Origin of the sequence: Herbaspirillum huttiense, assembly GCF_004367745.1 — a bacterium.
Classification (GTDB): domain Bacteria; phylum Pseudomonadota; class Gammaproteobacteria; order Burkholderiales; family Burkholderiaceae_D; genus Herbaspirillum; species Herbaspirillum huttiense.
Genome location: NZ_CP037993.1, coordinates 3,292,358 through 3,316,067 on the forward strand (window position 1 = coordinate 3,292,358; position 23,710 = coordinate 3,316,067).

Consider the following 23,710-nt stretch of genomic DNA (forward strand, 5'->3'; position numbering starts at 1 on the left):
GTACAGGAATCTGTACATCATTTTAGGAGGTCCGAGATGGCCTTTTCTTCCACTGACGTGATTACGGTGACGCAAGCCCGGGCCCAACTTTCCGAACTGGCGGATCAGGTCAAGGCGGGCACAGAGAAAATCATTACCAAGAACGGCGTCAGCTACGTCGCCTTGATCGATGCGGAGCGACTGGATTACTACCATCAGTTGGAGCGGGAGCACCTGCACCTGCTGACCATTGAAGATGCCCGCGCCGGGCTGGCCGATGTCGCGGCCGGTCATGTGGACGATGCCCGCACCGCCCTCAACGGCCTCAAACGCCGCCGCACTGCCAAGACCACGCGCTGAGGTGCAAGGTGGCCGTCCCGCATCGGGTCGAGGTCACGACGTATTTCCTTCGCGGGCTGGCGCAGATCGAGGATTTCCTCGACGCCAATGAGGCAACCGGTGCCTATGACCAGCTGCTGGATGAACTGATCGCGACCGACATCCCCAATCTGGAAAGTCTTCCGCAGCTCCGCCCCTTGATTCAAGGCGGCGCCGGGCAATCAACCGAAGTCCACAGCGCCCTGCGCCTCCTCGAACGGCAATTGGGCAGACTGGCCCGCCACACGGAGGTACGAGAGTACGTAATGAAGGATACCCTGGTGCTCTATGCCCGCTCCAGGGGTGTCGTTCACTTGCTCTCAATACGCCACCAGCGGCAGCGCCGCAACTATCTCGCCGCCTCCTCACCGTAAGTCCTGCGCCCGGACCAGCCGAGCTTGCCCGGGCGCAATGACGATAAGCGTACGCTCCGTCCAAGCCTCGCCCTGTCGCCAGAACCAAATCTTCGCGGCTCTTGTCCCACATCCCGGGCTGTCTCTGCTTATCGGATGGCCCCACCACTCCGCGCACCACGCTGATGCCAACAATCAACAAGAACAGCCCAACGCCGGTCACGACCACGATTTGATACAGGCGCGCTCACGCAGCCTTTACTGGAGCATCATGGACCACGCCACGCCCAGCCGCCCTCTGCGGGTGCTGTCGATTTTCGGTACCCGCCCCGAAGCCATCAAGATGGCACCGCTGGTCAAGGCCCTCGATGCCGAGCCCGCCATCGACTCCATCGTCTGCGCCACCGGCCAGCACAAGCAGATGCTGGCGCAGGTACTGGAGCTGTTCGCCATCAAGGCCGATCACAAGCTCGATGTGATGGTGCCGGACCAGACGCTCAACGGCCTCTCCGCGCGCCTCTTCGCCGGCATCGACCAGCTGCTGGAGCAGACCCGGCCCGACCGCGTGCTGGTCCACGGCGATACCACCACCGCCATGGTGGCGGCCATGGCGGCCTTTCACCGGCGCATCCCGGTCGGTCACGTGGAGGCCGGCCTGCGCACCCATGACATGCACCAGCCCTGGCCGGAAGAGATGAACCGGCGCACCATCGATGTGGTCAGCGACCTGATGTTCGCGCCCACCGCGCAGTCGCGCCGCAATCTCGAAGCAGAAAACCTGCAGGGAAAAATCGTGGTCACCGGCAACACCGTCATCGATGCCCTGCAGATGACGGTGGCCCGCATCGATGCCGATGCCGGGCTTCGCGCCCAGCTCGATGCCGCCCTGCCATCGCTGCTGCCCGAACGCCGCCTGCTGCTGGTCACCGGCCACCGGCGCGAGAACTTCGGTACCGGATTCCTGCAGATCTGCCGCGCACTGGCCCAGTTGGCGCAACGCGATGACCTGCAGATCGTCTACCCGGTGCACCTCAATCCCAACGTGCGCGGCCCCGTCATGCAGGAGCTGTCCGGCCTGCCTCACCTGCATCTGATCGAGCCGCTGGACTATCTGCAGTTCGTGCGGCTGATGCAGCGCGCCCACGTGATCCTCACCGATTCCGGCGGCGTCCAGGAAGAAGCGCCCGCATTGGGCAAGCCGGTACTGGTCATGCGCGACGTCACCGAACGCCCCGAGGCCGTGGCCGCAGGCACCGTGCAACTGGTCGGCACCGATACCGGCCGCATCGTCGATACCGTGGCCACCCTGCTGAGCGAAGACCGGCTCTGGCGCAGCTTCGCACGCAAACAAAATCCCTATGGCGACGGACAGGCCTGTGCCCGCATCGTCGCTGCCATTCTCGGACGCAACTTCCAGCCCTTTTCCGCCTGACTCATCCATTCGCAAGCCATGGGCGGCGAGACGTTGCGGTTTGTTCCGTCGTCCCGTTTACTTAGTTTTTTATGGAAATGTTTTCCGGCCAGAACCGAGTTAAATCAAACAATATAAAAAATTTTTTACGCCCCTGATGTAGGGAATTCTCACAAACATCCTTGTCAGTGTTGCGTTACCCCGCCTTTTCTCCTCAGGCGAAATCAGCCAGCAGCGCCCCTTTTCCCATGCGCCCCTCCGGGCGATGCCAGACGGCAATCGCCCTGAATACTTAGTTTTTCTGCGTCGCCATTTCAAGCAAAAAATCACGGAAAAATGGACACAAGGAAAGTGTCCGCGTGCTGCAAGGGGTAAAGAGTGATATCGAACATGCAACCAAATTGACCTCGCTCCGCTCCTACCGCACGCAACTGAGCCACGCAACCGAACAACAAACAATTCAACGAAACGCCACAAGGTCCGGACTACGCGGACCGATGGTCCCTCTTGCGACAGGAATCTGATGATTGCACGCCACCACCCCCAGCCAGCGGCTGCGCGCCGCCTGCGCTTGTCTGCGGGAACGCCGATGTTCATGACGCTCGCCGTCGCCATGCTTGCCGCCGGCTTTTCGCCGGTCCTGCTGGCCGCCCCCACAGGCAACAACGCCGCCGCTGACGCTTTCCGCACCTTGACTGACGATACCTGGATCGAGCGCCGCGAGACCCTGGCCTCACTGGGCATCACCTCGCCGCTGGTGCTGGCGTCCAATGACAGCAGCCGCGAACTCTATCTGCCGGTGCCGTCCAATGTGCCGCTGGCGGATGCCAATCTGAAACTGGACGCAAAGTATCTGCGCGCCGACGGCGGCCGCACCACCATGGTCGTGGCCATCGATACCTATCCGGTCGCGGCGCGTGCGATGACGGCCGATCAGGGCGATGCCAGCCTGGCGCTGGGCATCGACGGCGCGCCTCGCGCCAATGGATTCGTGCGCATGGGCGTGAACTGGACCACCATGCTCTCCGGCCTGTCGCAATGCGCCGACCCGCGTACGCCCGGCAACGTGCTGCAGGTGAATCCCGATTCCTCCTTCAGCTACCGCTACGACAGCCGCGCCATCGGCGACCTGCGCACCGCCTGGGGGGCGCTGCCGGCCCTGACCTCCATCATGGTGGCGGGACGCCAGCTGGATGCACAGAGCTACGACAGCGCCTGGCGCATCGGTGTGGCGCTGGAACGCGCGGGCAAGCACAGTACGGTGACGGTGCTGCCGCGCGTGGGTGACGTAATCGACCTGAGCCGCCTGAACGTACCCGATGGGCTGCGCGGCATTGCCGCGTTTGCCGCGCTCAAGGGCAGCGGCCAACATGCCCTGAAGGATCCCGCCGAAGTCGGCGCCTTGCTGGCCCTGGGCCGCAACCAGGTGCGGGCCGACATCGTGGTGGCCGATGCAGCGCTGCTCTCCGGTATCGACAGCGCCATGAACGCCCTGCAGCAGCAGGTGCAGGCCAGCGCGCCCGAAGCCATGCCGGCCTTCAGCGCCTGGCGCGCCCGCGTGCAGCCGCAGTCCGCCAGCCTGCAGGCAGGTGAACTGCGGCTGTCGTCAGCCTTCGGCCATCCGGTGATCCTGGCGGGTGCGCAGTCCGGCCCCGCCTTTGCACAGATGTTCGACCGCTACTGGCGCAACATCAGCGGTGCCGCCTCGCTGGTGGCGCGCACGGCGCACAAGCCGGTGACGGGTGAAGACTTCATCCTGCTGAAAAACCTGGGCGGTGCGCCGGGTAGCATCGATGTGCTCAGCCGCGCCGACTGGAGTGCGTCCTTCGATATCGCCGAAGTCGCCAGCGACGGCCGTCTGCCGTCCGAACTGGTACTGGATGTCTCGGCCGCGCCGGGTGCCACGCGCACGCCACCGGTGGCCTCGGTGTTCCTCAACGATGTGCTGCTGGGAGCGCGCAGCCTGCAGGCCGACGGCCAGCGCGAGCGCATCATCGCGCGCATCCCGCCGGGTGCGCTGGCTGCACAGAACCAGCTGCGCGTGTCCTTCGTGCGCCAGCCCTCCAGCGACAACTGCCGTGAAACGCCCCAGGCCTTCCCGGTGGCAGTGCTGGGATCCAGCCACCTGAAACTGGACAAGGCCCAGGACGAAGCCAACTTCACCGGCATGGTCCGCCGCTTCGCCGCCGGTGCGCAGTTGCTGGTGCCGCACAGCTATCTGGACGACGTGCCGGCCAGCCTGCAGCGCGTCATCATGGTGGCCTCCAGCGCCGGCCTGCCCGCCGACCGCACCCGCATGACCGTGGTGGACGACGGCAAGGAGGCCGCTCCTTCTGGCAGCTTCCTGGCATTTGACCTGCCCTTCAAGGATGCCCAGGGCATCGTGCAGGTCAAGGGCAATACGCTGGTGATGAATGACAGCAGCGCCAAGCCCATGCTCGACGTCACCGGCTTCGACCGCCTCGGCATCCTGGAGGTCGCCAAGACCAACGGCCAGCAAGGCGTGGTCTGGCACAGCGTCGGCAAGGAACGTCCGCTGGTGGCCAAACCGTTTGCGCTGTCGTCCGGCAATGTGGCAGCCGTCTCCTCGACCGGACTGCTGGCGGAGATCGACACCAATGACGCCAGTGGCCGCGATGCGGTGCAGGACGCCCCCTCGCTGACCATTCCGGACATCCTGTGGTGGGTGGTGCCGCTGACCATCATCGGCCTGTTCATTCTCCTGCTGATCCTGGCCAGCCGCACGCGCCGCCGTCGCATGGCCGAGCAGGAAGCCCAGCGCAAGCAAGCCCAGGCGACGCCGCGCGACGCCGGCCAGGACTGAGGACGGCGCATGTTCACCACAGCCAATGCCACGGCCCAGCTCAACTTCCTGTTCGCCAACTACTACGCGGCGCTGGAAATTGCAGCGGCCGTGGTGGCCCTGCTGATCCTGCTGTCGGCGCTGGACGACCTGTTCTTCGACCTCTGGTACTGGTCACGCCGCCTGTGGCGCAGGTTCACCATCGAGCGCGTACGCACGCCATTGACGGTGGAACAGTTGCGGCAGCGCGATGAGCAGCCCATTGCCATCATGGTGCCGGCCTGGATGGAAGCGGACGTCATCGCGCAGATGATCGAGGACATGGTGGCCGTGCTGGACTATCGGCGTTACCACATCTTCGTCGGCACCTACGTCAACGACCGCGAGACCATTGACGAGGTGGAGCGCATGCGGGTGCGCTACAAGCAACTGCACCGGGTGGAAGTGCCGCATGCAGGTCCGACCTGCAAGGCCGATTGTCTGAACTGGGTGGTCAAGACCATCTTCGCCAGCGAAGCCGGACTGGGCATGCAGTTCGCCGGTGTGGTCCTGCACGACAGCGAAGACGTGCTGCACCCGATGGAACTGAAGTTCTTCAACTACCTGCTGCCGCGCAAGGACATGATCCAGCTGCCGGTCGCCTCGCTGGAGCGCGAATGGTTTGAACTGGTGGCCGGTACCTACATGGACGAATTCGCCGAAAGCCATGCCAAGGACATGATGGTGCGCGAAAGCGTGGCCGGGCTGGTACCCTCGGCGGGGGTCGGCACCTGCTTCTCGCGCAAGGCGCTGCACGGCCTGATGCAGGCCTCCGATGGCGAGCCCTTCAACGTGTCCAGCCTGACGGAAGACTACGAGGTCGGCACCAAGCTCTCGCAGATGGGCATGCAGACCATCTTTGCGCGCTTCCCCGTGAAGTTCAAGGTACGCCGCAAACCCTGGTTCTTCGGCAAGCGCGAGCAGGTGGCCGAGAGCACGCTGGAAATGCCGCTGGCGGTGCGCGAATATTTCCCAGACACCTTCACCCAGGCCTATCGCCAGAAGGCGCGCTGGGTCATCGGTATCGGCCTGCAGAGCTGGGAGCAGATGGAGTGGCGCGGTTCGCTGGCGGCACGCTATCTGCTGCTGCATGACCGCAAGGGCGTCGTCACGGCCTTCGTCAGCATGCTGGGCTATGTGCTGGCCTTGCAGTTCATCCTGTTTTCGGCGGCCACCACTTTCCAGTGGTGGGACGTGTTCTACCCTCCCCTGCTGGCCGGTGACGGCTGGTGGCGCACCGTGCTCACGCTCAATGCGCTGGCCATGCTCAATCGTGCCGTGCACCGTTTCTATTTCACCACCGAGCTGTACGGCTGGCGTCACGGCCTGATGGCCCTGCCGCGCATGGTGGTGGCCAACTTCGTCAACTTCATGGCCGTGGCGCGTGCGTGGCGGCTGTTCCTGCTATACCTGTTCGCGGGCCGCGCACTGGCTTGGGACAAGACCATGCACGACTTCCCCACGGATGGCATCGCCAGCCGCGTGCGCCTGCGCCTGGGTGACCTGCTGCGCACCTGGCAGGCAGTCGACGAGGCCACGCTGTCGATGGCGCTGGAGGAACAGCGCCGCACGCAATTGCCGCTGGGGACCGTCATGGTCAGCCATGGCTGGCTGGATGAAGAAACCCTGGCCGAAGCACTGGCCTATCAAGAAGGCCTGCCGCGCGTGAGCCTCACGCGGGAACGCGTGCAGCGCCATGCGGGCGAATTGCCGGTGGAAATCTGCGCCCGCCTGCGCACGCTCTACCTCGGCCCCGGCAAGGAAGGCCGGCCCGACCAGGGCATGGCGCGGGTGGCCGTGGCCAGTGCGCTGACCGATGCCGCGCGGGCCGAGCTGGAAGCGGTCCTGGGCCGCGCCCCCTTCGCCATGGTGGCGCGCGAGTCCGAGATCGCTGCCGGCTTGCGCCTGCTGCGCGGGCAGGACAATGCCTTCGACCCGGCCCGCACCGAAGCCCGCGTCCCGCTGCTGGGCGACCTGCTGATCGCCAGCGGCCTGCTGTCGCGCCCGGTCTTCGATGCGGCCATGCAGCGCTATCGTCCCGACCTGCATGGCCGTATCGGCGACTACCTGGTCAATGAAGCCGTGATCTCGCGCGAGGCCATCGAAGAGGCGGTACGGCGCCAGCGCGACTGGCTGGCACAAGGCGGCCAGCCTGCCTGAACCCCGCCCTCATCACCACAACAAGAAGACACGATGAAGAACAAGACCTTGTCCCTGCTGCTCCTGCTGCTGGTCAGCGGTGCTGCTGCCACCACCGGCACGGCGCTGGCACAAACGGCCGTGGTGGAACTGCCGCTGTCCGGCCCGGCCTATCGCCTGGCCCAGCAGGCCTATGCCTCGGCGGCACGCGGCGCGTTCGGGCAGGCGCAGGCGCAACTGCAGGAAGCGATACGCCTGCGCCCGGATTCCATGGCCTTGCGCCGTCAATTGCGCGAACTGCGCCAACAGCAGCACGCCGGAATGAGCGCCAAGCGTGGCACGGCGCGCGACCCCGGCTATGCGGCCGCAGCAGCCGCCTATCGCGCCTATGATGGCAAGCGCTACGAGCAGGCCGTCACGCTGGCACGCCAGGCCGTGGCAGCCGCCCCGCACAATACCGCCTACTGGCTGCTGCTGGGCAATGCGCTGATCGAGACCCATGACTACGACCGCGCCAGCGAAGTACTGGCCCAAGGCGCGGACAACGTCACGGACCAACGCCCGCTGCTGCGCCGGCAGCTGGAACTGCAACGCGAACGCGCCGCCATGGCTGCGGCCGAAGTCTTCCGGGCACAAAGCGGCAACCAAGCCGAGGCCGAGCTGGACGCTGCCCGCCGGGCCGTGGCACTGGCACCGCAGGAAATGGAATATCGCCTGATGCTGGTGATAGCCCTGCTGCACAACGAGCAGATCGCGCAGGCCGAGCGCGCCGCCGACGAAGCCCACGCCATGGACGAACGCCAGCCCGGTCCGCTGCTGCTGCGCGCCTATGCCCGCGTGCGTCTGGGCCAGGCCGATGCCGCGCGCGCTGACTTCACACAGGCACGACAGTTGGCGAGCAGCGACAGCAGCCCCGCTGAACAACTGGATGCCCGGCTGCTGCAGGCCGATGCAGAACTGGCCATGCAACAACCGCAGGCGGCACTGGATGTGCTGAACGATCTTGATCCCGACACGCTCGCCCCCGCAATCGATGCACGCCAAGCTGCGCGCTTGCGCCTGACGCGCCTGCAGGCCACCCAGGCACTGGGACGCTATCGGCTGGCGGCGCTCGGTGCCGGACAGCGCAACCCGTCCATATCGTCCCGCCAACTCCCCGTGCCAGCACTGGATTGCAGCCGCGATGGTGCAGAAAACGTCAATCCCTGCCACGTGACGTTTGGCGCGCAAGCGCGCGATGCCGGCTTCGATGCCGCCACACGTGGCTACCAGGCGATGCAGCAGCAACAGTACGCACAGGCGGCGCAAGCTGCGAACGAGGCCGTAGCCCTGTCACCGCAGAATGCCGAATACCGCCTGCTGCTGATCGATGCCCTGCAGGCTGGTGGACAGGATCAGCAAGCCGAGCAGGCCATCAGCGCCACCCTGCAGGGACAGGGTGCGGACGGCCCCTTGCTGGCCAGGCGCGCAGCCTTGCGCGCGCAACTGGGAGATAGCGCGGGTGCCCGCGCCGATGGTGAGGCGGCCTTGGCGCAAGGCGGCTTGCCGGTCGAGACCGAGATCGCGCTGCTGGCCCGCACCGGTCATCCACGCGAAGCCCGTGAACGCTTCCTCGCCGCGCGCGATGGCGGCGCGCTGGATGGACTGGATGATCTGCAACTGGCCTACCTGGCGTCCCAGGCGGGGGATGCCCCCGCTGCCCGGGACGCCTTCCGTCGTGCCGATGCGGGCGGCACCCTTCCCGCCCGCGCACTTTCTGATGCGGGGTATGCCGCCATCGATGCCGGTGACGATGACGCCGCGCTGGGCTGGTTCAAGCGCAGCGTCGACCGTGCCGACGATGGCAGCCTGCAGCAGACGCCGCAGCAGCGCTTCGATACCCGTCGCAGCATCTCCACCATCGATCGCAGCGGCGGCTTCATCGCCTCGCTCACGCACAACGGCGGCGGCCCCAGCGCCGGCAATGGCGGACGTCCCGGTGCCTCCGCCACCGACAGCACCCTGCAGGCCGGAGCGGAAGCCTACTGGCGGCCCTTCGGCTATCAGGGCGGCCGTCCGGTCGAACTGTTCGCACGCGTGTTCCAGACCCTGCAGGACCAGTCCGGCGGTGCGACTGGCACGCAGACTGCGCAAGCCACCGTGGGCGCGCGCTGGAAGCCGCTGGCCAGCCAGAACCTGGTGCTGTCGCTGGGCCGGCTGATCCCGCTGGGAAGCCAGTCCGCCGCCGACTGGCTGGTGCAGCTGGCCTATTCCGATGGCATCGGTACCGACCTGCGAGTGGATCGTCCCGACTGGTGGACCACGCAATGGTATGGCGAGGTCGGCCGCTACCTGCGCAATCCGCAGACCTATGGTCTGGCCTCGGTCCAGACCGGACGCAGTTTCCGGCTCGACAGCGTGAGCGATCAGCTGGTGCTGTTCCCGCATCTGAGCCTGAACGCCGACTTCAATTCGCTCAATACCCATCGCACCGCCATCGGCATGGGTCCGGGGGTGAACCTGCGTTACTGGTTCCGGGGCGATCGCTATCATGCATCGCGCTCCTATGTGGATCTGTCGCTGCAGTATCGCTGGCGCGTCGGCGGCGATGAACGGGCGCAGGGATTCTTCTTCAGCACCACGCTGTCCTACTGAGCCCTAGTGAACCGCAGGTGCTCCCATGAAGTGCATGCCACCGGCACCCTTGCCCTCCCCGCTGCGCCGTAGCGCCCTGCTGGCTGCTGCCTCGGCGTGGCTGCTGGCCGCCTGCGCCGGCTGTGACCTGCGCGCGCAAGCGCAGGGCGAGATCGAAGGCATCGTCTGGCAGCCCGACAATGCCACCGTCGAACCACGCGGCCAGTGGCAAAAACTGGGAGCGCGAACCCTGCTGGTGCAATGGAGCGCAGTCGATGGCCAGGCCTTTGTTGCAGGCAGTGATTTGCCGACCGTGCCACGCCTGCCCGACTGGCAGCGCATTGCGCGCGAACCATGGGCACAGGAGGTGATCCTCGGACTGGCCGGCCGCTTCGATGAAGCTGCCGCACGCGCCGACCTGCCGCAACTGATCGCGCAATCCGCCAGGCTGGCAAGATTGCCCACGCCGCTCAAGGTCAGCGGCTGGTACTTCCCGGTGGAGATCGATCCGACCTGGACCGAGGCAGCCCGCTTGGGCGAGCTGCTCGGCCAGTTGCCGCGACCGCTGTGGATCAGCGTCTACGACAGTGCCAATGTGGGGCCGGAAGCACTGGCCGCCGGCTTGCTGAGCTGGCTGCCGCCGGATGTCGGCGTGTTCTTCCAGGATGGCGTCGGCGTCTATGCCCGCGAGCCGCAGGTGGCGCTGCACTACGTGCAGGTGCTGTCGCAGCGGCTGGGGCCGGCGCGGGTGCGGATCATCGCCGAGGCCTTCCGCCCGCAACCCGGAGGCGGATTTCGCAGTGCCACTGCGGAGGAGCTGACGCCGCAATTGCAGCACTATCGCGGGTATCGGGTCTGGCTCTTCGACGGGCCGCATTACGTGAACGATGCGCTGGTAGAGGCGCTGCGTCCACGCTGAAACCGAGCGCGCCTCTCGTTACATCCCGTTACGTTTGTGAAGCATCTTCCCATGGTGCAGCCAGGCCGAGGCGGCCATCATCCCGCCTTGGCCTCATCAGGCGCGCGTTTCCGGCCGCGCCATTGCTCTTCCATGGACATCGTCTACCTGCATAGCCCCATCACCTATTCCATCGCCCGGCAGTTGCAGCGCGAGGGAGAAGTGCGCGCGCCGCTGGTGGTATGCGGACGTGGCATGCAATGGGAGGGTCCCTACGTCAGCGTCATCGACGACGGCATCTGGGATCCGGCACGCACCGTGGCGTTTCTGGAGGGGATGGTGGCGGCCCTGCCTGCCACCTTCACGCCCTTGCGCATCTTCGTGCCACACACCGGCTTCCTGCTGGGCAAGCTGCTCAAGCTGGCGGCAGCGGTGCAGACCGTGTGCTACCTGGAAGAAGGCAACACCTCCTGCAATCCTCAGCTGGCTGCACCGGCACAGAATGCCGCCGTCGATGCCACCGCACTGCTGCACATGCTGCAAGCCAAACCCGTGCTGATGCAGCGCCTGGGCCTCACACCGCAAGCCGTCCTGCAGGTCAATGCGATGCCCGCCATCTGGTTCGATGCGCAGAGCCCGAAATATGGCGGCGCCTACCGGGTCTCGCCGCAAGCCTTTCCGGGCCTGCCGGGCGTACGCACGGTCAGCCTCGAACCTCAGGGCGGACTGCGCGAGACGGAGCGCCACTGGCTGTGCTTCCTGCCCAATATCATCAACATGGTGGCGCGCTGCGGCCAGCACAGCGAAGAGGCCCAGCGCAACCTGCATGGCCTGATGAGTTCGCTGCGTACCATGCAGGCACTGGTGGCCAGCCAGCACGCTCGGCTGGTGATGAAATTCCACCCGGTCGACGAGGCCAATCTCAATCCGCAGTTCAAGCAGCAGTTCTACAGCTTCGGCCTCAGCTACGCCAGCTTCGCGGCCCAGCAAGCCATCGACGCGCAGCTGGAACCGGCGCTGTTCGATTTCACCCGCTTCATCGTGATCAATGAATCGGCGGCCAGCCGCTATGTCGAACTGTTCCAGGGACTGGACTTCCTGATTTCGCTGAACTTGTTCTGACAAGGCGGCACGCAGGGCTCTGGGCGGGTTGACGCTTTCTGCACCGAGGCTGACGTTTTCTGCACCATTTCGCCGCTGCCGGCCCTCTACCATGGGCGCTCCTCAACCTTGACCGGAGCGCATTCATGTCCTTTTTCCGCCTTGCCGTGGCCACGCTGGCCCTGACGTTTTCTGCACTGTCGGCCCACGCTGCCGATTTCACCGTGACCAGCCGCGACATCCAGGATGGCAAGGCGCTGTCGAACGCGGAAGTCTTCAACGGCTTCGGCTGCAGCGGCCTGAACCGCTCGCCGCAGTTGTCCTGGTCCAACGCCCCGGCCGGCACCAAGAGCTTCGCCGTGACCGTGTATGACCCGGATGCCCCGACCGGCAGTGGCTGGTGGCACTGGACCGTGTTCAACCTGCCGGCCTCCACCACCAGCCTGCCGGCCGGCATCGATGCCCAGGGCCGCGGCCTGCCCGCGGGTGCCATCCAGGGCCGTACCGATTTCGGCAGCAGCGGCTACGGTGGTGCCTGCCCGCCAGCGGGTGACAAGCCGCACCGCTATCAATTCGTGATTTGGGCACTGAACACCGAAAAATTGCCACTGGATGCGCAAGCCAGCGGTGCTATGCTCGGCTTCTTCCTCAACGGCGCGGCCCTCGGCCAGGCCCGCTTGACCGCTACCTTCCAACGCTGATTCCCGCATGCAAAGTGACATCGCCATCCTGCCCTTCGCCCATGGCACCCGCCCCACGCTGACACGCATCCGCGCCCGGCACGAACAGCAGTTGCGCCAGGTCTTCATCGGCCTGGCCAGCATCTGCCACGTACGCCAGGGCAAGAAGCGCATGCAATGGGGCCATCGCCATCTGCTGTGCGGGCAGGATGTGCTGGTGCTCATCGCCGCCGGTACCCAGGTCAATGTCGCCAACCTGCCCAAGGGCGGCGAATATGCGGCCGACATGGTGTCCCTGCCGCCGGCACTGATCGAGCGCTTTCGCCTGCACTATCCCGGTCAGGGCGTACAGGCGCGCGATGCCAGCGCGGTCAGCAGCGTGGCGCAGGATGCCGACATCCTGCGCGCCTGGCGCCATCTGCAAGACTGCATCCGCGAAGAAGCCGCCAGCGAACTGCAATGCCAAGCAGCCGAAGGCCTGCTGCTGGCCCTGAGCCTGCGCGGCGCCATCGGCGGCCTGCTGCGCGAGCGCGGTGACGCCATCAGCCATCACATCGAACAGCACCTGCTGATGCTGGCCCCGGAAGAACGCAGCCTGGAGCGCGTGGCCGAAGCGTTTCATTGCAGCGTCTCGACCCTGCGACGGCGGCTGGCGCGCGAGCAGACCGGCTTCCGCGAATTGCTGGACAAGGTGCAGCTGGGACTGGCGCTGGTCCAGTTGCAGGCCTCGTCCTTGCCCATCGCCGACATTGCCTCGGCCTGCGGCTATGAGTCGCCCTCGCGCTTTGCGATGCGCTTTCGGCAGCACTACGGGATCAGCCCCAGCGAGTTGCGGCAGACCCTGCCCTGAGGTCAAAGCCTCCTGAACCTTACCTCCAAACGGCGCGTTGACCTGCGTGGCTCAACAACAAGCGCCGTCATCCGGGTACGAAAGCACCGACACGCGATTGAAACAGCGTCCGACTGCCCGCATTCGGCGCAGGACCTAGTATGGCTCCAACGGCTCGCGATGGCGGGACGCCCCCCACAACAACCTTAGGAGATCTCCATGTCCAAACCGACCCTGAAATTCCTCGGCACTGCCCTGGTAGTGGCTGCCTTCAGCACCGGCGCCTTCGCACAGAATGCCGGCGGTGGTGCAGCCGGTTCCGGCGCGGCTGGCTCGGGCGCAGCAGGTGCTACCGGCGCCCAGACCACGCCCAACAACAGCGCCACTGAGTCGGGCAGCTCCTCTTCCGGCAAGAGCATGCGCAACCACAACAAGTCGGACAAGTCGATGGACAAGTCGATGAAGAGCGGCAGCCAGAATTCCCGCTCGGGCAACAATGCCAATACCACTGATTCGAAGAACGGCCCGCTGGGCACCTCGCCGGGCGGCAATGGCGGCGGTGCCGGTGGTGCTGGCGGCTCGGGCTCGTGATCGCTTGCGCAGTGACGCGCAGATGACTCAGATATTCTGATGACCTTTTGCAGCTTTTGTTGTCTCCGTAGTTCATGTTGTTTCGTTGTGTAGTTGTTTCTGTTGTCTCCGTAGTTTCCTGTTGTTTGATGCTTGAGCGCAGCATGGCGAAGTCTTCATGCCTCCCGCCATGCATGATTTGCCCCGTCGAAGCTGACGGGGCTTTTTTATGGCTGCAGCCAGCAGTCGTTCGACGGTGAAAACGCGCGTGGCGGGAGGGTACAATGTCGCCTTCGCTCACTGCCCGCGCCTGTCCATGACCGATCATCTGGAAATTTTTTACCGGCTCCTGTTCGCCATGCTCATCGGCTGCGTCATCGGCATCGACCGCAACCTGCGCGGCAAGCCGACCGGCATGAAGACCCTGGGCCTGGTGGCGCTGGGATCGGCATTGGTCACGATGGCCGCCATGGACTTCTCGCTGGACTCCGATGTGCATAGCCGCGATGCGGTCAGCCGTGCCATCCAGGGTGTCATCACCGGCATTGGTTTCCTTGGCGCGGGCGTGATCATCCATGAACAGCGCAGCGAGAAGGTACGCGGCCTGACCACTGCGGCATCGATCTGGGTAACCGCGGCAGTCGGCATCGTCTGCGGTGCCGGCTGGTGGCGCGTGGCGCTGATGGCGACGGGTCTGATCCTGACCTTGTTCGTCGTAGGCCGTCCGCTGGAACACTTCCTGCACCGCCGATGGCTGCGCAAGACCGACGACGAACGCGCCGACATCAGCGCGCGCGAAGAAGATTGAACGCCTCGCGCGCATGAAAACCGTTTTCCTCTATCTCTGCACCGCACTGGCCGAAATCGTCGGCTGCTATCTTCCTTACCTCTGGCTCAAGCAGGATCGCAGCGCCTGGCTGTTGCTGCCGGCCGCCGCCAGCCTGGCCCTGTTCGCCTGGCTGCTGACCTTGCATGAAGCCGCGTCCGGACGCGTCTATGCGGCCTATGGCGGGGTCTATATCGCCGTGGCCATGCTCTGGCTCTGGGCCGTGGATGGCGTGCGCCCTTCCGCCTGGGATTGTGCCGGGGTGGCCGTGGCGCTGGCAGGCATGGCGCTGATTGCCTTCCAGCCGCGATAAGCACGATTCTTTCCGGTCCCGTGCAGACGGGCTATCCCGGCGGCAACAAACACGTCACCGGCTTCATCTTTTCGGGCCCGCCCGCTCACGCACTGTCACGATGCACTGCACCACGAACGCGCAGACTGCACTCGAATACATCATGCAATGATATATATCGGTGATCGGGCCCCGCGCCACTGCCGCGCTTCATTTCCGCCTTCCTCTCCGCAAAACCGCGCCCATCCAGCCTCCGCGTCAAAACCCTGCGGCTGGCACGGCCTTTGCTCAATGTCCATCAGGATCAAGGACGATCCACCACTTTGATGCCGATCTAACGATGGATCTGCAATGCATACGGACAATGGCGTCCGCTTGAAACGAGGCAAGGCCTCGGATTCGAGCGGGCGCCTTTTTGTTTTTACGGGACCCGACATGAGCAAATCCAATCGTATCGCGCTGTTCTCCCTGGGCACGCCCCAGATGCGCGCCTTCCACCTCACCTGGATGGCCTTCTTCGTCTGCTTCTTCGCCTGGTTCGCCTGCGCGCCGCTGATGCCGGTCATCAAGGGCGAATTCCACCTCACCCCCGGCCAGATCGCCAACATCAACATCGCGGCAGTGGCCGTGACCATCCTGGTGCGTCTCATCATCGGCCCCATGTGCGACCGCTTCGGTCCGCGCAAGGCTTATACCGGCCTGCTGCTGGCCGGCGCGGTGCCGGTCATCGGCGTGGCCTTCGCGCAGAGCTACGAGAGCTTCCTGTTCTTCCGCCTGCTCATCGGTGCCGTTGGTGCCAGCTTCGTCATCACCCAGTACCACACCTCGGTCATGTTCGCTCCCAACGTGGTCGGCACGGCCAATGCGGCCACGGCCGGCTGGGGCAATGCGGGCGGCGGCGTGGCACAGGGCGTGATGCCCCTGCTGATGGCCGCCATGCTGATGCTGGGCGTCTCGCAAGGCTGGGGCTGGCGTGCGGCGCTGCTGGTGCCGGGCGTGCTGATGCTGGTGATGGCCGCGCTCTACTGGCGCTTTACCCAGGACTGCCCGGAAGGCAACTATGACGAACTGCGCGCCGCCGGCGTGACCATCGAAAGCGGCAAGCGCGGCGGCTGGGCCAGCTTTCGTGCAGCGGCCGCCAACTATCGCGTTTGGATGCTCTTCATCACCTACGGTGCCTGCTTCGGCGTGGAAATCTTCATCCACAACATCGCTGCCATCTACTACGTGGACCACTTCCAGCTCTCGCTGGAGTCGGCCGGTATCGCTGCTGCCAGCTTCGGCCTGCTGGCGCTGTTTGCTCGCGCCCTGGGCGGCTACATCTCGGACAAGGTGGCCCTGCGTGGCGGCCTGAACCGCCGCGCCACCCTGCTCTTCGTGATGATGCTGGGCGAAGGCCTGGGCCTGCTGTGGTTCGCCCATGCCGGCAGCGTGGTGGCCGCCGTCATCGCCATGCTGTGCTTCGGCCTGTTCACCCACATGGCCTGCGGCGCGACCTATGCGCTGGTGCCCTTCATCGACCGCAAGGCACTCGGCGGCGTGGCCGGCATCATCGGTGCCGGTGGCAACGTCGGTGCAGTGGCCGCGGGCTTCCTGATGAAGGGCCTGGGTAACACCCAGCAGACGCTGTCGATGCTGGGCGTGCTGGTGACCATTTCGGCACTGTGCGCAGTGGCCATCCGTTTCACCGCGTCGGACAAGAGCGGCGATGCCGCCCTGGCCGACAGCAAAGTTGCAGCCTGAGGAGAGCACCCATGAACATCATCGTCATCGGCCACGGCATGGTCGGCCACAAATTCCTGGAATGCCTGGCCGAGAGCGGCGCAGGCGACCTCAAGGTCACCATCCTCTGTGAAGAACCGCGCCCGGCCTACGACCGCGTGCACCTCTCCGAATTCTTTGCAGGCAAGAGCGCGGAAGATCTGTCGCTGGTGGCACCCGGTTTCTTCGACGCCGGCCGCAGCCCGGTGCAGTTCGATCTCAAGCTCAATGCCAAGGCCCGGCACATCGACCTGGAACGCAAGCAGGTGGTGGCCAATGTGGCCGGCGCAGAAGAGACCTTGTCCTATGACAAACTGGTACTGGCCACCGGCTCCTATCCCTTCGTGCCGACGGTGGCGGGCAACCAGCGCAAGGATTGCTTCGTCTATCGCACCATCGAAGACCTGGAAGCGATGCTGGAATGCGGCAGCCGTTCCAAGAGCGGCGTGGTCATCGGCGGCGGCCTGCTGGGCCTGGAATGCGCCAAGGCCCTGCGTGACCTGAAGCTGGAAACCCACGTGGTCGAATTTGCGCCGCGCCTGATGGCGGTGCAGGTCGATGAAAGCGGTGGCCGCATCCTGCGCCAGAAGATCGAGGAACTGGGCGTGACCGCCCATACGCAAAAGAACACGGTCGAGATCGTCGATGGCAAGCAGCACACCCATCGCATGAATTTCGAAGATGGCTCTCACCTGGAAACCGACATGATCGTGTTCTCCGCCGGCATCCGCCCGCGTGACGAACTGGCGCGCCAGGCTGGCCTGAAGGTCGGTGACCGTGGCGGCATCGTCATCGACAACAGCTGCCTGACTTCGGACGCGGCCGTCTATGCCATCGGCGAATGTGCGCTGTGGAATGGCAAGATCTTCGGCCTGGTCGCCCCCGGCTACGACATGGCCCGCACTGCGGCCAAGCACCTGCTCTCGCACCGCGATGACGCCATCGAAGTGCCGGCCTTCAACGGCGCCGACATGAGCACCAAGTTGAAGCTCATGGGCGTGGACGTGGCCAGCATCGGCGATGCGCACGGCAAGGAAGCCGGCAGCCGCTCCTACCAGTTCACCGACGAACGCAAGCAGATCTACAAGAAGATCGTGGTCTCCGAATCGGGCAAGCACCTGCTGGGCGCGGTGATGGTGGGCGATGCCGCCGAGTACGGCACCCTGCTGCAGATGATGCTCAACAAGATCGAGCTGCCGGAGTCGCCGGAATTCCTGATCCTGCCGCAATCCGACGGCAAGGCCAAACCCGGCCTGGGCGTGGATGCCCTGCCGGAATCGGCGCAGATCTGCTCCTGCAACAATGTCTCCAAGGGCCAGCTGTGTGCAGCGGTCGCCTCGGGTGTCACGACGATTGGCGACCTGAAGGCTTGCACCAAGGCCGGCACCGCCTGCGGCGGCTGCGTGCCGCTGGTCACGCAGGTGATGAAGGCCGAGATGAAGAAGCAGGGCCTGGCCGTCAACAACCATGTCTGCGAACATTTCCCCTACTCCCGCCAGGAAATCCACCACCTGGTGCGCGTGGGCCAGATCAGGAGTTTCGATGAACTGCTGGCCAAGCATGGTCGCGGTCTGGGCTGCGATGTCTGCAAGCCGATGGTGGCCAATGTGCTGGCCTCGCTGTGGAACGACTTCGTGCTCAAGAAGGAACACGCTGGCCTGCAGGATTCCAACGACTACTTCCTCGGCAACATCCAGAAGGATGGCACCTACTCTGTGGTGCCGCGCATGGCCGGTGGCGAAGTCACACCCGATGGCCTGATCGCGGTCGGCCAGATCGCCAAGAAATACGGCCTCTACACCAAGATCACCGGCGGCCAGCGGGTGGACCTGTTCGGTGCCCGCGTGGACCAGCTGCCGGATATCTGGGAAGAACTGATCGCCGCCGGTTTCGAAACCGGCCACGCCTACGGCAAGTCGCTGCGCACCGTCAAATCCTGCGTCGGTTCCACTTGGTGCCGTTACGGCGTGGGTGACAGCGTGGGCTTCGCCGTGCGCCTGGAAAACCGCTACAAGGGCTTGCGTTCGCCGCACAAGATCAAGTTCGGCGTCTCCGGCTGCACCCGTGAATGCGCCGAGGCGCAAGGCAAGGACGTGGGCATCATCGCCACCGACAAGGGCTGGAACCTGTACGTCTGCGGCAATGGCGGCATGAAACCGCGCCATGCCGAACTGATCGCCTCCGACCTGGATGAAGAAACCCTGACCCGCTACGTGGACCGCTTCCTGATGTTCTACGTGCGCACGGCAGACCGCCTGCAACGCACCAGCACCTGGCGCGAGAACCTGGAAGGCGGACTGGATTACCTCAAGAGCGTGGTCATCGACGACAAGCTGGGCATCGCCGCCGAGCTGGAAACCGAGATGCAGCGCGTGGTCGACACCTACCAGTGCGAATGGAAGAAGGCCGTCACCGATCCGGAAACGCGCAAGCGCTTCCGCCACTTCGTCAACAGCAAGGCGGCCGATGGCAACATCAAGTTCGTCGAGGAACGCGGGCAGATCCGTCCGGCCACGGTGGCCGAGAAGAAGCTGCTCGATATTCCGGTCGTCGTCGAGACCGTGTGAACATCAGGAAAAATCAGGAGCCCGGCATGAACAGCGACCAACAAATCAAGCACTGGACCCCCGTCTGCGAACTGGCCGAGATCGTCCCCAACACGGGCGTGGCCGCGCTGATCGGTGACCAGCAGGTAGCCATCTTCCACGTGATCGACCGCAGCCAGGGCGAGCCGCAGCCGCGCGTCTTCGCCATCGGCAATTACGATCCCAACGCCCAGGCTGCCGTACTCTCGCGCGGCCTGGTGGGCAACCTGGGCGAACGCATCGTAGTGGCCTCGCCGATCTACAAGCATCACTTTGACCTCACCACCGGGCAATGCCTGGAAGAACCCGCCAATTCGGTACCCGCCTGGCCGGCGCGTATCGATGAAGGCAAGGTCTGGATCGGTGGCTGAGATGACGACCGCCAAGCCCTCGCTGGTGGTGGTCGGCAATGGCATGGCCGGCATGCGCACGGTCGAGGAATTGTTGAAGCTCGCACCGGATCTCTACGACATCACCGTCTTCGGTGCCGAGCCGCACGGCAACTACAACCGCATCATGCTCTCGCCGGTGCTGGCCGGTGACAAGAGCATCGATGACATCATGCTCAACCCGCGCGCGTGGTATGACGAACACGGCATCACCCTGCATGCGGGCGACCCGGTGGTGCAGATCGACCGCCGCCAGCGTACCGTCCACGCGCAATCCGGCCTCGCGGTGAAATACGACCGCCTGCTGCTGGCCACCGGCTCCACACCCTTCATCATCCCGGTGCCGGGCCATCAACTGCCGGGCGTGATCGCCTTCCGCGACATCCAGGACGTGGACACCATGCTGCAAGCCGCGCGCACGCATCGCCATGCCGTGGTGATCGGCGGCGGCCTGCTCGGGCTGGAAGCGGCCAATGGATTGATGCGCCAAGGCATGGACGTGACCGTGGTGCACGTCACGGATGCGCTGATGAACCAGCAGCTCGACAAGCCCGCCGCCGCCCTGCTCAAAAAAGCGCTGGAAGACAAGGGCCTGCGCTTCCTCCTCAACGCCCATACGGACGAGATCGTCGGCCCGGATCGCGTGACCGCCGTGCGCTTCAAGGATGGCAGCAGCATTCCCGCCGACCTGGTGGTGATGACGGCGGGCGTGCGCCCCAACATCGCGCTGGCCAAGTCGGCAGGCCTGCACTGCGAGCGCGCCATCATCGTTGACGACACCCTGCAGACCTATGACCCGCGTATCTATGCCGTGGGTGAATGCGTGCAGCACCGCAAGGCCACCTTCGGACTGGTGGCCCCGATCTGGGACCAGGCGCGCGTGTGCGGTGCGCATCTGGCCGGTGCCGGCCATCGCCGCTATGTGCAGCAGGCCACGGCGACCAAGCTCAAGGTCACCGGCGTGGATCTGTATTCGGCAGGCGATTTCATCGGCGGTGAAGATACCGAAGATCTGGTGGTACGCGACCCGCGACGCGGCATCTACAAGCGCCTGGTATTGCGCGGCTCGCGCCTCATCGGTGCGGTGCTGTATGGTGATGTCAAAGACGGACCGTGGTACTTCGACCTGATCCAGAGTGGACGGGACATCAGCGCCTTCCGGCGCGAACTGCCGTTTGGACAGGCCATGTGCCAGCATGCTGCCTAGCCATTGCGGCGACCACGGCAATTAGTAACAGAGGATACCAATGAATCTTGCACAGACCCCGCTGGCCCTGGCCGTGGCCACCACCTCGACTACCTGCCCGTACTGCGGCGTGGGCTGCGGCGTAACGGCTTCGCTCAAGGACGATGGCCGCATCGGCGTGCAGGGCGACGTGCAGCATCCCGCCAACTTCGGCCGCCTGTGCGTGAAAGGCTCGGCCCTCGCCGAAACGGTGGATCTGGATGGCCGTCTGCTGCATCCGCAAGTGCGCGATTCGCAGGGCGCGTTGCAACAGGTTTCGTGGGATCAGGCGCTGGACCAGGTGGCGAGCAAGTTCTCTGCCGTCATCGCTGAACATGGTCCGGACGCCGTGGCCCTGTATGTCTCGGGACAATTGCTGACCGAGGACTACTACATCGCCAACAAGCTCATGAAGGGCTACATCGGCAGCGCCAACATCGATACCAATTCGCGGCTGTGCATGTCCTCGGCGGTGGCCGGCCACAAGCGCGCCTTCGGTGAAGACCTGGTGCCGGTCTGCTATGAAGACCTGGAGCTGGCCGACCTGATCGTGCTGGTCGGATCCAATGCCGCGTGGTGCCATCCCATCCTCTTCCAGCGCATCGCCAAACTGAAGGAGACCCGCCCTGCCCTGCGCCTGATCGTGATCGATCCGCGCCGCACCGCGACCTGCGAACTGGCGGACTTGCACCTGCCCGTCAAGGCGGGCACGGATGTGTGGCTCTTCAACGGCTTGATGAGTTACCTCGCCCATCGCGGCCTGCGGGACAACGCCTTCATCGCCGCGCACACCAATGGCTTCGACGAGGCATTGGCAGTGGCCGATGCCGAGTGCGCCGATCCCGCCACGGTAGCGCGCATCTGCAAGGTGGATCTGCAGGACTTGCTGGACTTTTACGAAGCCTTTGCCGAGACCGAGAAGGTCGTCACCGGTTTTTCCATGGGCGTGAACCAATCCTCGGTCGGCACCGACAAGGTCAACAGCATCATCAACTGCCACCTGGCCACCGGCCGCATCGGCAAGCCCGGCATGGGCCCCTTCTCCATCACCGGCCAGCCCAATGCGATGGGCGGACGCGAGGTGGGCGGGCTGGCCAACATGCTGGCCGCGCACATGGACCTGGACCAGCCATTGCATCGCGAGATCGTGCAGGAATTCTGGCAATCCCCGCGTATCGCGGACAAGCCGGGACTCAAGGCGGTTGACATGTTCCGCGCCATCGAGGAAGGCCGCATCAAGGCGGTGTGGATCATGGCCACCAATCCGCTGGTGAGCCTTCCTGATGCCGACCTGGTGCAGCGCGCCTTGCAGAAGTGCGAGCTGGTGGTGTCTTCCGATGTCATCACGCAAACCGATACCAATGCACTGGCCCACGTGCTGCTGCCGGCGCTGGCCTGGGGCGAGAAGGATGGGACGGTGACCAATTCCGAACGCCGCATTTCGCGGCAACGGGCTTTCCTCACGGCACCGGGCGAGGCGCGCAGTGACTGGCAGATCATCTGCGAGGTCGCGCAGCGCATGGGCTTTGCGGGATTTGATTTCGACGGCCCGCATGCGATCTTTGACGAACACGCGCGCCTCTCCGCGCATCGCAATGGCGAGGCCGATGCAGGAGGTGCACACCGCGCACGCCGCGTCTTCAATCTCTCCGGCCTGACCGGCATGGACAAGGCCGCGTATGACGCGCTGGCACCCATCCAGTGGCCGGTGCAGCGCTTGTCCGATGGCAGCGTCAGCGGCACGGCACGCGTCCTGGAAGATCATCGTTTCACGCACGCCGATGGGCGTGCGCGTTTTGTGCCGACCGCGCCGCGTACGCCGGGCCACGCCGTTTGCGAGGACTACCCGCTGATCCTCAACACCGGCCGTGTGCGCGATCACTGGCATACCATGACGCGCACCGGCAAGTCGGCCACGCTGGCCAGCCATATTCCGGAATCCTTCATCGACCTGCACCCGCAGGATGCGCTGCTGTATGGCGTGCGCGAAGGCGGCCTGGCACGCATCAGCAGCCGCTGGGGGGCGATGGTGGCGCGCGTGCAGCATGGTGGCGGCATCCCGCGCGGCAATGTGTTCGTACCGATCCACTGGAACGGACAGTCCGCCTCCGATGCGCGTGTGGGGGCGGTGGTCAATCCGGTGGTCGATCCGCTCTCGGGCGAGCCGGAGTTCAAGCACACGCCGGTGGCGATCGAAGAATTCCGCGTGGGCTGGCATGGCTTCATCCTCACGCGCCATGCGCTGGAGCTGGATGACATCACCCACTGGACACGCGTGCAGGGGCGGGATTTTGTGCGATATGAACTGGCCGGCCGCAATCACATCAGCGACCACACCGCGTGGGCAAGGGGGCTGCTGGGCGTGCAGGCCGATGATGCGGACTGGCTGGAGTATGAAGACCTGAGCGATGGCAGCTATCGCGCGGTGCATGTGGTGGATGATCGCATCGACATGTGCCTGTTCATGTCGGCGCGCCCTGACCTGCCCTCGCGCTCGTGGCTGGCGGGACTGTTTGCCAAGGAGAAGCTGGAAGAAGCTGACCGCGTCGGCCTGCTCGTGGGTCAGCCGATTGAGAAAGGTGCTGACGCCGGGCCGACGGTGTGTTCGTGTTTTGGTGTGGGACGCAACACCATCTGCAATGCGATCCGTGCGCAGGGATTGACGGAGGTGAGCCAGGTGACGGCCTGTGTGAAAGCGGGCGGCAATTGCGGCTCGTGCGTGCCGGAGATCAAAAAGCTGATGGTGGAGATCAGGGTGCAGGGCGAGGCCGAAGCACGGGAGCGGGAGACGGCGGCTTAGGATCTTCTTTGAAGAATTTGCATTCTTTGTTGACCATTT

At 64.9% G+C, this 23,710-nt stretch carries 18 protein-coding genes; all 18 read left to right on the top strand.

The annotated features are described in order from the left end of the window. The first annotated feature begins 36 nt into the window (after window positions 1-36). The 18 genes from E2K99_RS14815 (at window position 37) to E2K99_RS14900 (ending at window position 23,671) form a co-directional block, all read left to right on the top strand. Complete coding sequence (locus E2K99_RS14815; RefSeq protein ID WP_134222724.1) at window positions 37-339, top strand: type II toxin-antitoxin system Phd/YefM family antitoxin; 303 nt, start codon at window positions 37-39, stop codon at window positions 337-339. A gap of 8 nt (window positions 340-347) precedes the next feature. Next, window positions 348-731: a type II toxin-antitoxin system RelE/ParE family toxin gene (locus E2K99_RS14820; RefSeq protein WP_134222725.1), complete on the top strand. Its 384-nt coding sequence runs from the start codon at window positions 348-350 to the stop codon at window positions 729-731. A 250-nt stretch (window positions 732-981) separates the two neighbouring features. Continuing rightward, window positions 982-2,142: a non-hydrolyzing UDP-N-acetylglucosamine 2-epimerase gene (gene wecB / locus E2K99_RS14825; protein WP_134222726.1), complete on the top strand. Its 1,161-nt coding sequence runs from the start codon at window positions 982-984 to the stop codon at window positions 2,140-2,142. Window positions 2,143-2,644: 502 nt separating this feature from the next. Next, window positions 2,645-4,945, top strand: coding sequence for a cellulose biosynthesis cyclic di-GMP-binding regulatory protein BcsB (locus E2K99_RS14830; RefSeq protein WP_134222727.1), 2,301 nt, complete (start codon window positions 2,645-2,647; stop codon window positions 4,943-4,945). Window positions 4,946-4,954: 9 nt separating this feature from the next. Continuing rightward, the gene (locus tag E2K99_RS14835) at window positions 4,955-7,123 is read left to right on the top strand and encodes a glycosyl transferase family protein (protein ID WP_134222728.1); all 2,169 of its coding nucleotides are present in this window, start codon (window positions 4,955-4,957) and stop codon (window positions 7,121-7,123) included. Window positions 7,124-7,156: 33 nt separating this feature from the next. Beyond that, window positions 7,157-9,736, top strand: a complete 2,580-nt coding sequence (locus E2K99_RS14840) for an NfrA family protein (RefSeq protein WP_134222729.1) — start codon at window positions 7,157-7,159, stop codon at window positions 9,734-9,736. Between the two features lie 25 nt (window positions 9,737-9,761). Continuing rightward, the gene (locus tag E2K99_RS14845; RefSeq protein WP_420840830.1) at window positions 9,762-10,634 is read left to right on the top strand and encodes an alpha-amylase family protein; all 873 of its coding nucleotides are present in this window, start codon (window positions 9,762-9,764) and stop codon (window positions 10,632-10,634) included. A 132-nt stretch (window positions 10,635-10,766) separates the two neighbouring features. Further along, the gene (locus E2K99_RS14850; RefSeq protein WP_134222730.1) at window positions 10,767-11,735 is read left to right on the top strand and encodes a hypothetical protein; all 969 of its coding nucleotides are present in this window, start codon (window positions 10,767-10,769) and stop codon (window positions 11,733-11,735) included. A gap of 125 nt (window positions 11,736-11,860) precedes the next feature. Next, the gene (locus E2K99_RS14855; RefSeq protein WP_134222731.1) at window positions 11,861-12,415 is read left to right on the top strand and encodes a YbhB/YbcL family Raf kinase inhibitor-like protein; all 555 of its coding nucleotides are present in this window, start codon (window positions 11,861-11,863) and stop codon (window positions 12,413-12,415) included. 7 nt (window positions 12,416-12,422) lie between these two features. Next, a complete protein-coding gene (locus E2K99_RS14860; protein WP_134222732.1) occupies window positions 12,423-13,244 on the top strand; it encodes a helix-turn-helix transcriptional regulator in 822 nt (273 codons plus the stop codon). 198 nt (window positions 13,245-13,442) lie between these two features. Next, window positions 13,443-13,814, top strand: a complete 372-nt coding sequence (locus tag E2K99_RS14865) for a hypothetical protein (protein ID WP_134222733.1) — start codon at window positions 13,443-13,445, stop codon at window positions 13,812-13,814. Window positions 13,815-14,109: 295 nt separating this feature from the next. Next, window positions 14,110-14,601: an MgtC/SapB family protein gene (locus E2K99_RS14870; protein ID WP_134222734.1), complete on the top strand. Its 492-nt coding sequence runs from the start codon at window positions 14,110-14,112 to the stop codon at window positions 14,599-14,601. Window positions 14,602-14,614: 13 nt separating this feature from the next. Then, window positions 14,615-14,932 (top strand): YnfA family protein, encoded by a 318-nt coding sequence (locus E2K99_RS14875; protein WP_039785457.1) that lies wholly within the window; start codon window positions 14,615-14,617, stop codon window positions 14,930-14,932. 414 nt (window positions 14,933-15,346) lie between these two features. Then, window positions 15,347-16,654: an MFS transporter gene (locus E2K99_RS14880; RefSeq protein WP_121041806.1), complete on the top strand. Its 1,308-nt coding sequence runs from the start codon at window positions 15,347-15,349 to the stop codon at window positions 16,652-16,654. An 11-nt stretch (window positions 16,655-16,665) separates the two neighbouring features. Continuing rightward, window positions 16,666-19,239 carry a nitrite reductase large subunit NirB gene (gene nirB / locus E2K99_RS14885; protein WP_134222735.1) on the top strand — a complete coding sequence of 858 codons (2,574 nt, stop codon included), beginning with the start codon at window positions 16,666-16,668 and terminating at the stop codon, window positions 19,237-19,239. A gap of 26 nt (window positions 19,240-19,265) precedes the next feature. Then, window positions 19,266-19,628: a nitrite reductase small subunit NirD gene (nirD, locus tag E2K99_RS14890; RefSeq protein WP_134222736.1), complete on the top strand. Its 363-nt coding sequence runs from the start codon at window positions 19,266-19,268 to the stop codon at window positions 19,626-19,628. A gap of 1 nt (window position 19,629) precedes the next feature. Further along, the gene (locus tag E2K99_RS14895) at window positions 19,630-20,853 is read left to right on the top strand and encodes an NAD(P)/FAD-dependent oxidoreductase (protein ID WP_051156323.1); all 1,224 of its coding nucleotides are present in this window, start codon (window positions 19,630-19,632) and stop codon (window positions 20,851-20,853) included. Window positions 20,854-20,893: 40 nt separating this feature from the next. After that, a complete protein-coding gene (locus E2K99_RS14900; RefSeq protein ID WP_134222737.1) occupies window positions 20,894-23,671 on the top strand; it encodes a nitrate reductase in 2,778 nt (925 codons plus the stop codon). Window positions 23,672-23,710 lie beyond the last annotated feature (39 nt).

What these genes read in the sequence shown, in the direction of transcription:
- E2K99_RS14815 (WP_134222724.1), top strand. Translation starts at nt 37, where the DNA reads ATGGCCTTTTCTTCCACTGACGTGATTACGGTGACGCAAGCCCGGGCC.
- wecB (WP_134222726.1), top strand. Translation starts at nt 982, where the DNA reads ATGGACCACGCCACGCCCAGCCGCCCTCTGCGGGTGCTGTCGATTTTC.
- E2K99_RS14830 (WP_134222727.1), top strand. Translation starts at nt 2,645, where the DNA reads ATGATTGCACGCCACCACCCCCAGCCAGCGGCTGCGCGCCGCCTGCGC.
- E2K99_RS14835 (WP_134222728.1), top strand. Translation starts at nt 4,955, where the DNA reads ATGTTCACCACAGCCAATGCCACGGCCCAGCTCAACTTCCTGTTCGCC.
- E2K99_RS14840 (WP_134222729.1), top strand. Translation starts at nt 7,157, where the DNA reads ATGAAGAACAAGACCTTGTCCCTGCTGCTCCTGCTGCTGGTCAGCGGT.
- E2K99_RS14845 (WP_420840830.1), top strand. Translation starts at nt 9,762, where the DNA reads ATGAAGTGCATGCCACCGGCACCCTTGCCCTCCCCGCTGCGCCGTAGC.
- E2K99_RS14850 (WP_134222730.1), top strand. Translation starts at nt 10,767, where the DNA reads ATGGACATCGTCTACCTGCATAGCCCCATCACCTATTCCATCGCCCGG.
- E2K99_RS14855 (WP_134222731.1), top strand. Translation starts at nt 11,861, where the DNA reads ATGTCCTTTTTCCGCCTTGCCGTGGCCACGCTGGCCCTGACGTTTTCT.
- E2K99_RS14860 (WP_134222732.1), top strand. Translation starts at nt 12,423, where the DNA reads ATGCAAAGTGACATCGCCATCCTGCCCTTCGCCCATGGCACCCGCCCC.
- E2K99_RS14865 (WP_134222733.1), top strand. Translation starts at nt 13,443, where the DNA reads ATGTCCAAACCGACCCTGAAATTCCTCGGCACTGCCCTGGTAGTGGCT.
- E2K99_RS14870 (WP_134222734.1), top strand. Translation starts at nt 14,110, where the DNA reads ATGACCGATCATCTGGAAATTTTTTACCGGCTCCTGTTCGCCATGCTC.
- E2K99_RS14875 (WP_039785457.1), top strand. Translation starts at nt 14,615, where the DNA reads ATGAAAACCGTTTTCCTCTATCTCTGCACCGCACTGGCCGAAATCGTC.
- E2K99_RS14880 (WP_121041806.1), top strand. Translation starts at nt 15,347, where the DNA reads ATGAGCAAATCCAATCGTATCGCGCTGTTCTCCCTGGGCACGCCCCAG.
- nirB (WP_134222735.1), top strand. Translation starts at nt 16,666, where the DNA reads ATGAACATCATCGTCATCGGCCACGGCATGGTCGGCCACAAATTCCTG.
- nirD (WP_134222736.1), top strand. Translation starts at nt 19,266, where the DNA reads ATGAACAGCGACCAACAAATCAAGCACTGGACCCCCGTCTGCGAACTG.
- E2K99_RS14895 (WP_051156323.1), top strand. Translation starts at nt 19,630, where the DNA reads ATGACGACCGCCAAGCCCTCGCTGGTGGTGGTCGGCAATGGCATGGCC.
- E2K99_RS14900 (WP_134222737.1), top strand. Translation starts at nt 20,894, where the DNA reads ATGAATCTTGCACAGACCCCGCTGGCCCTGGCCGTGGCCACCACCTCG.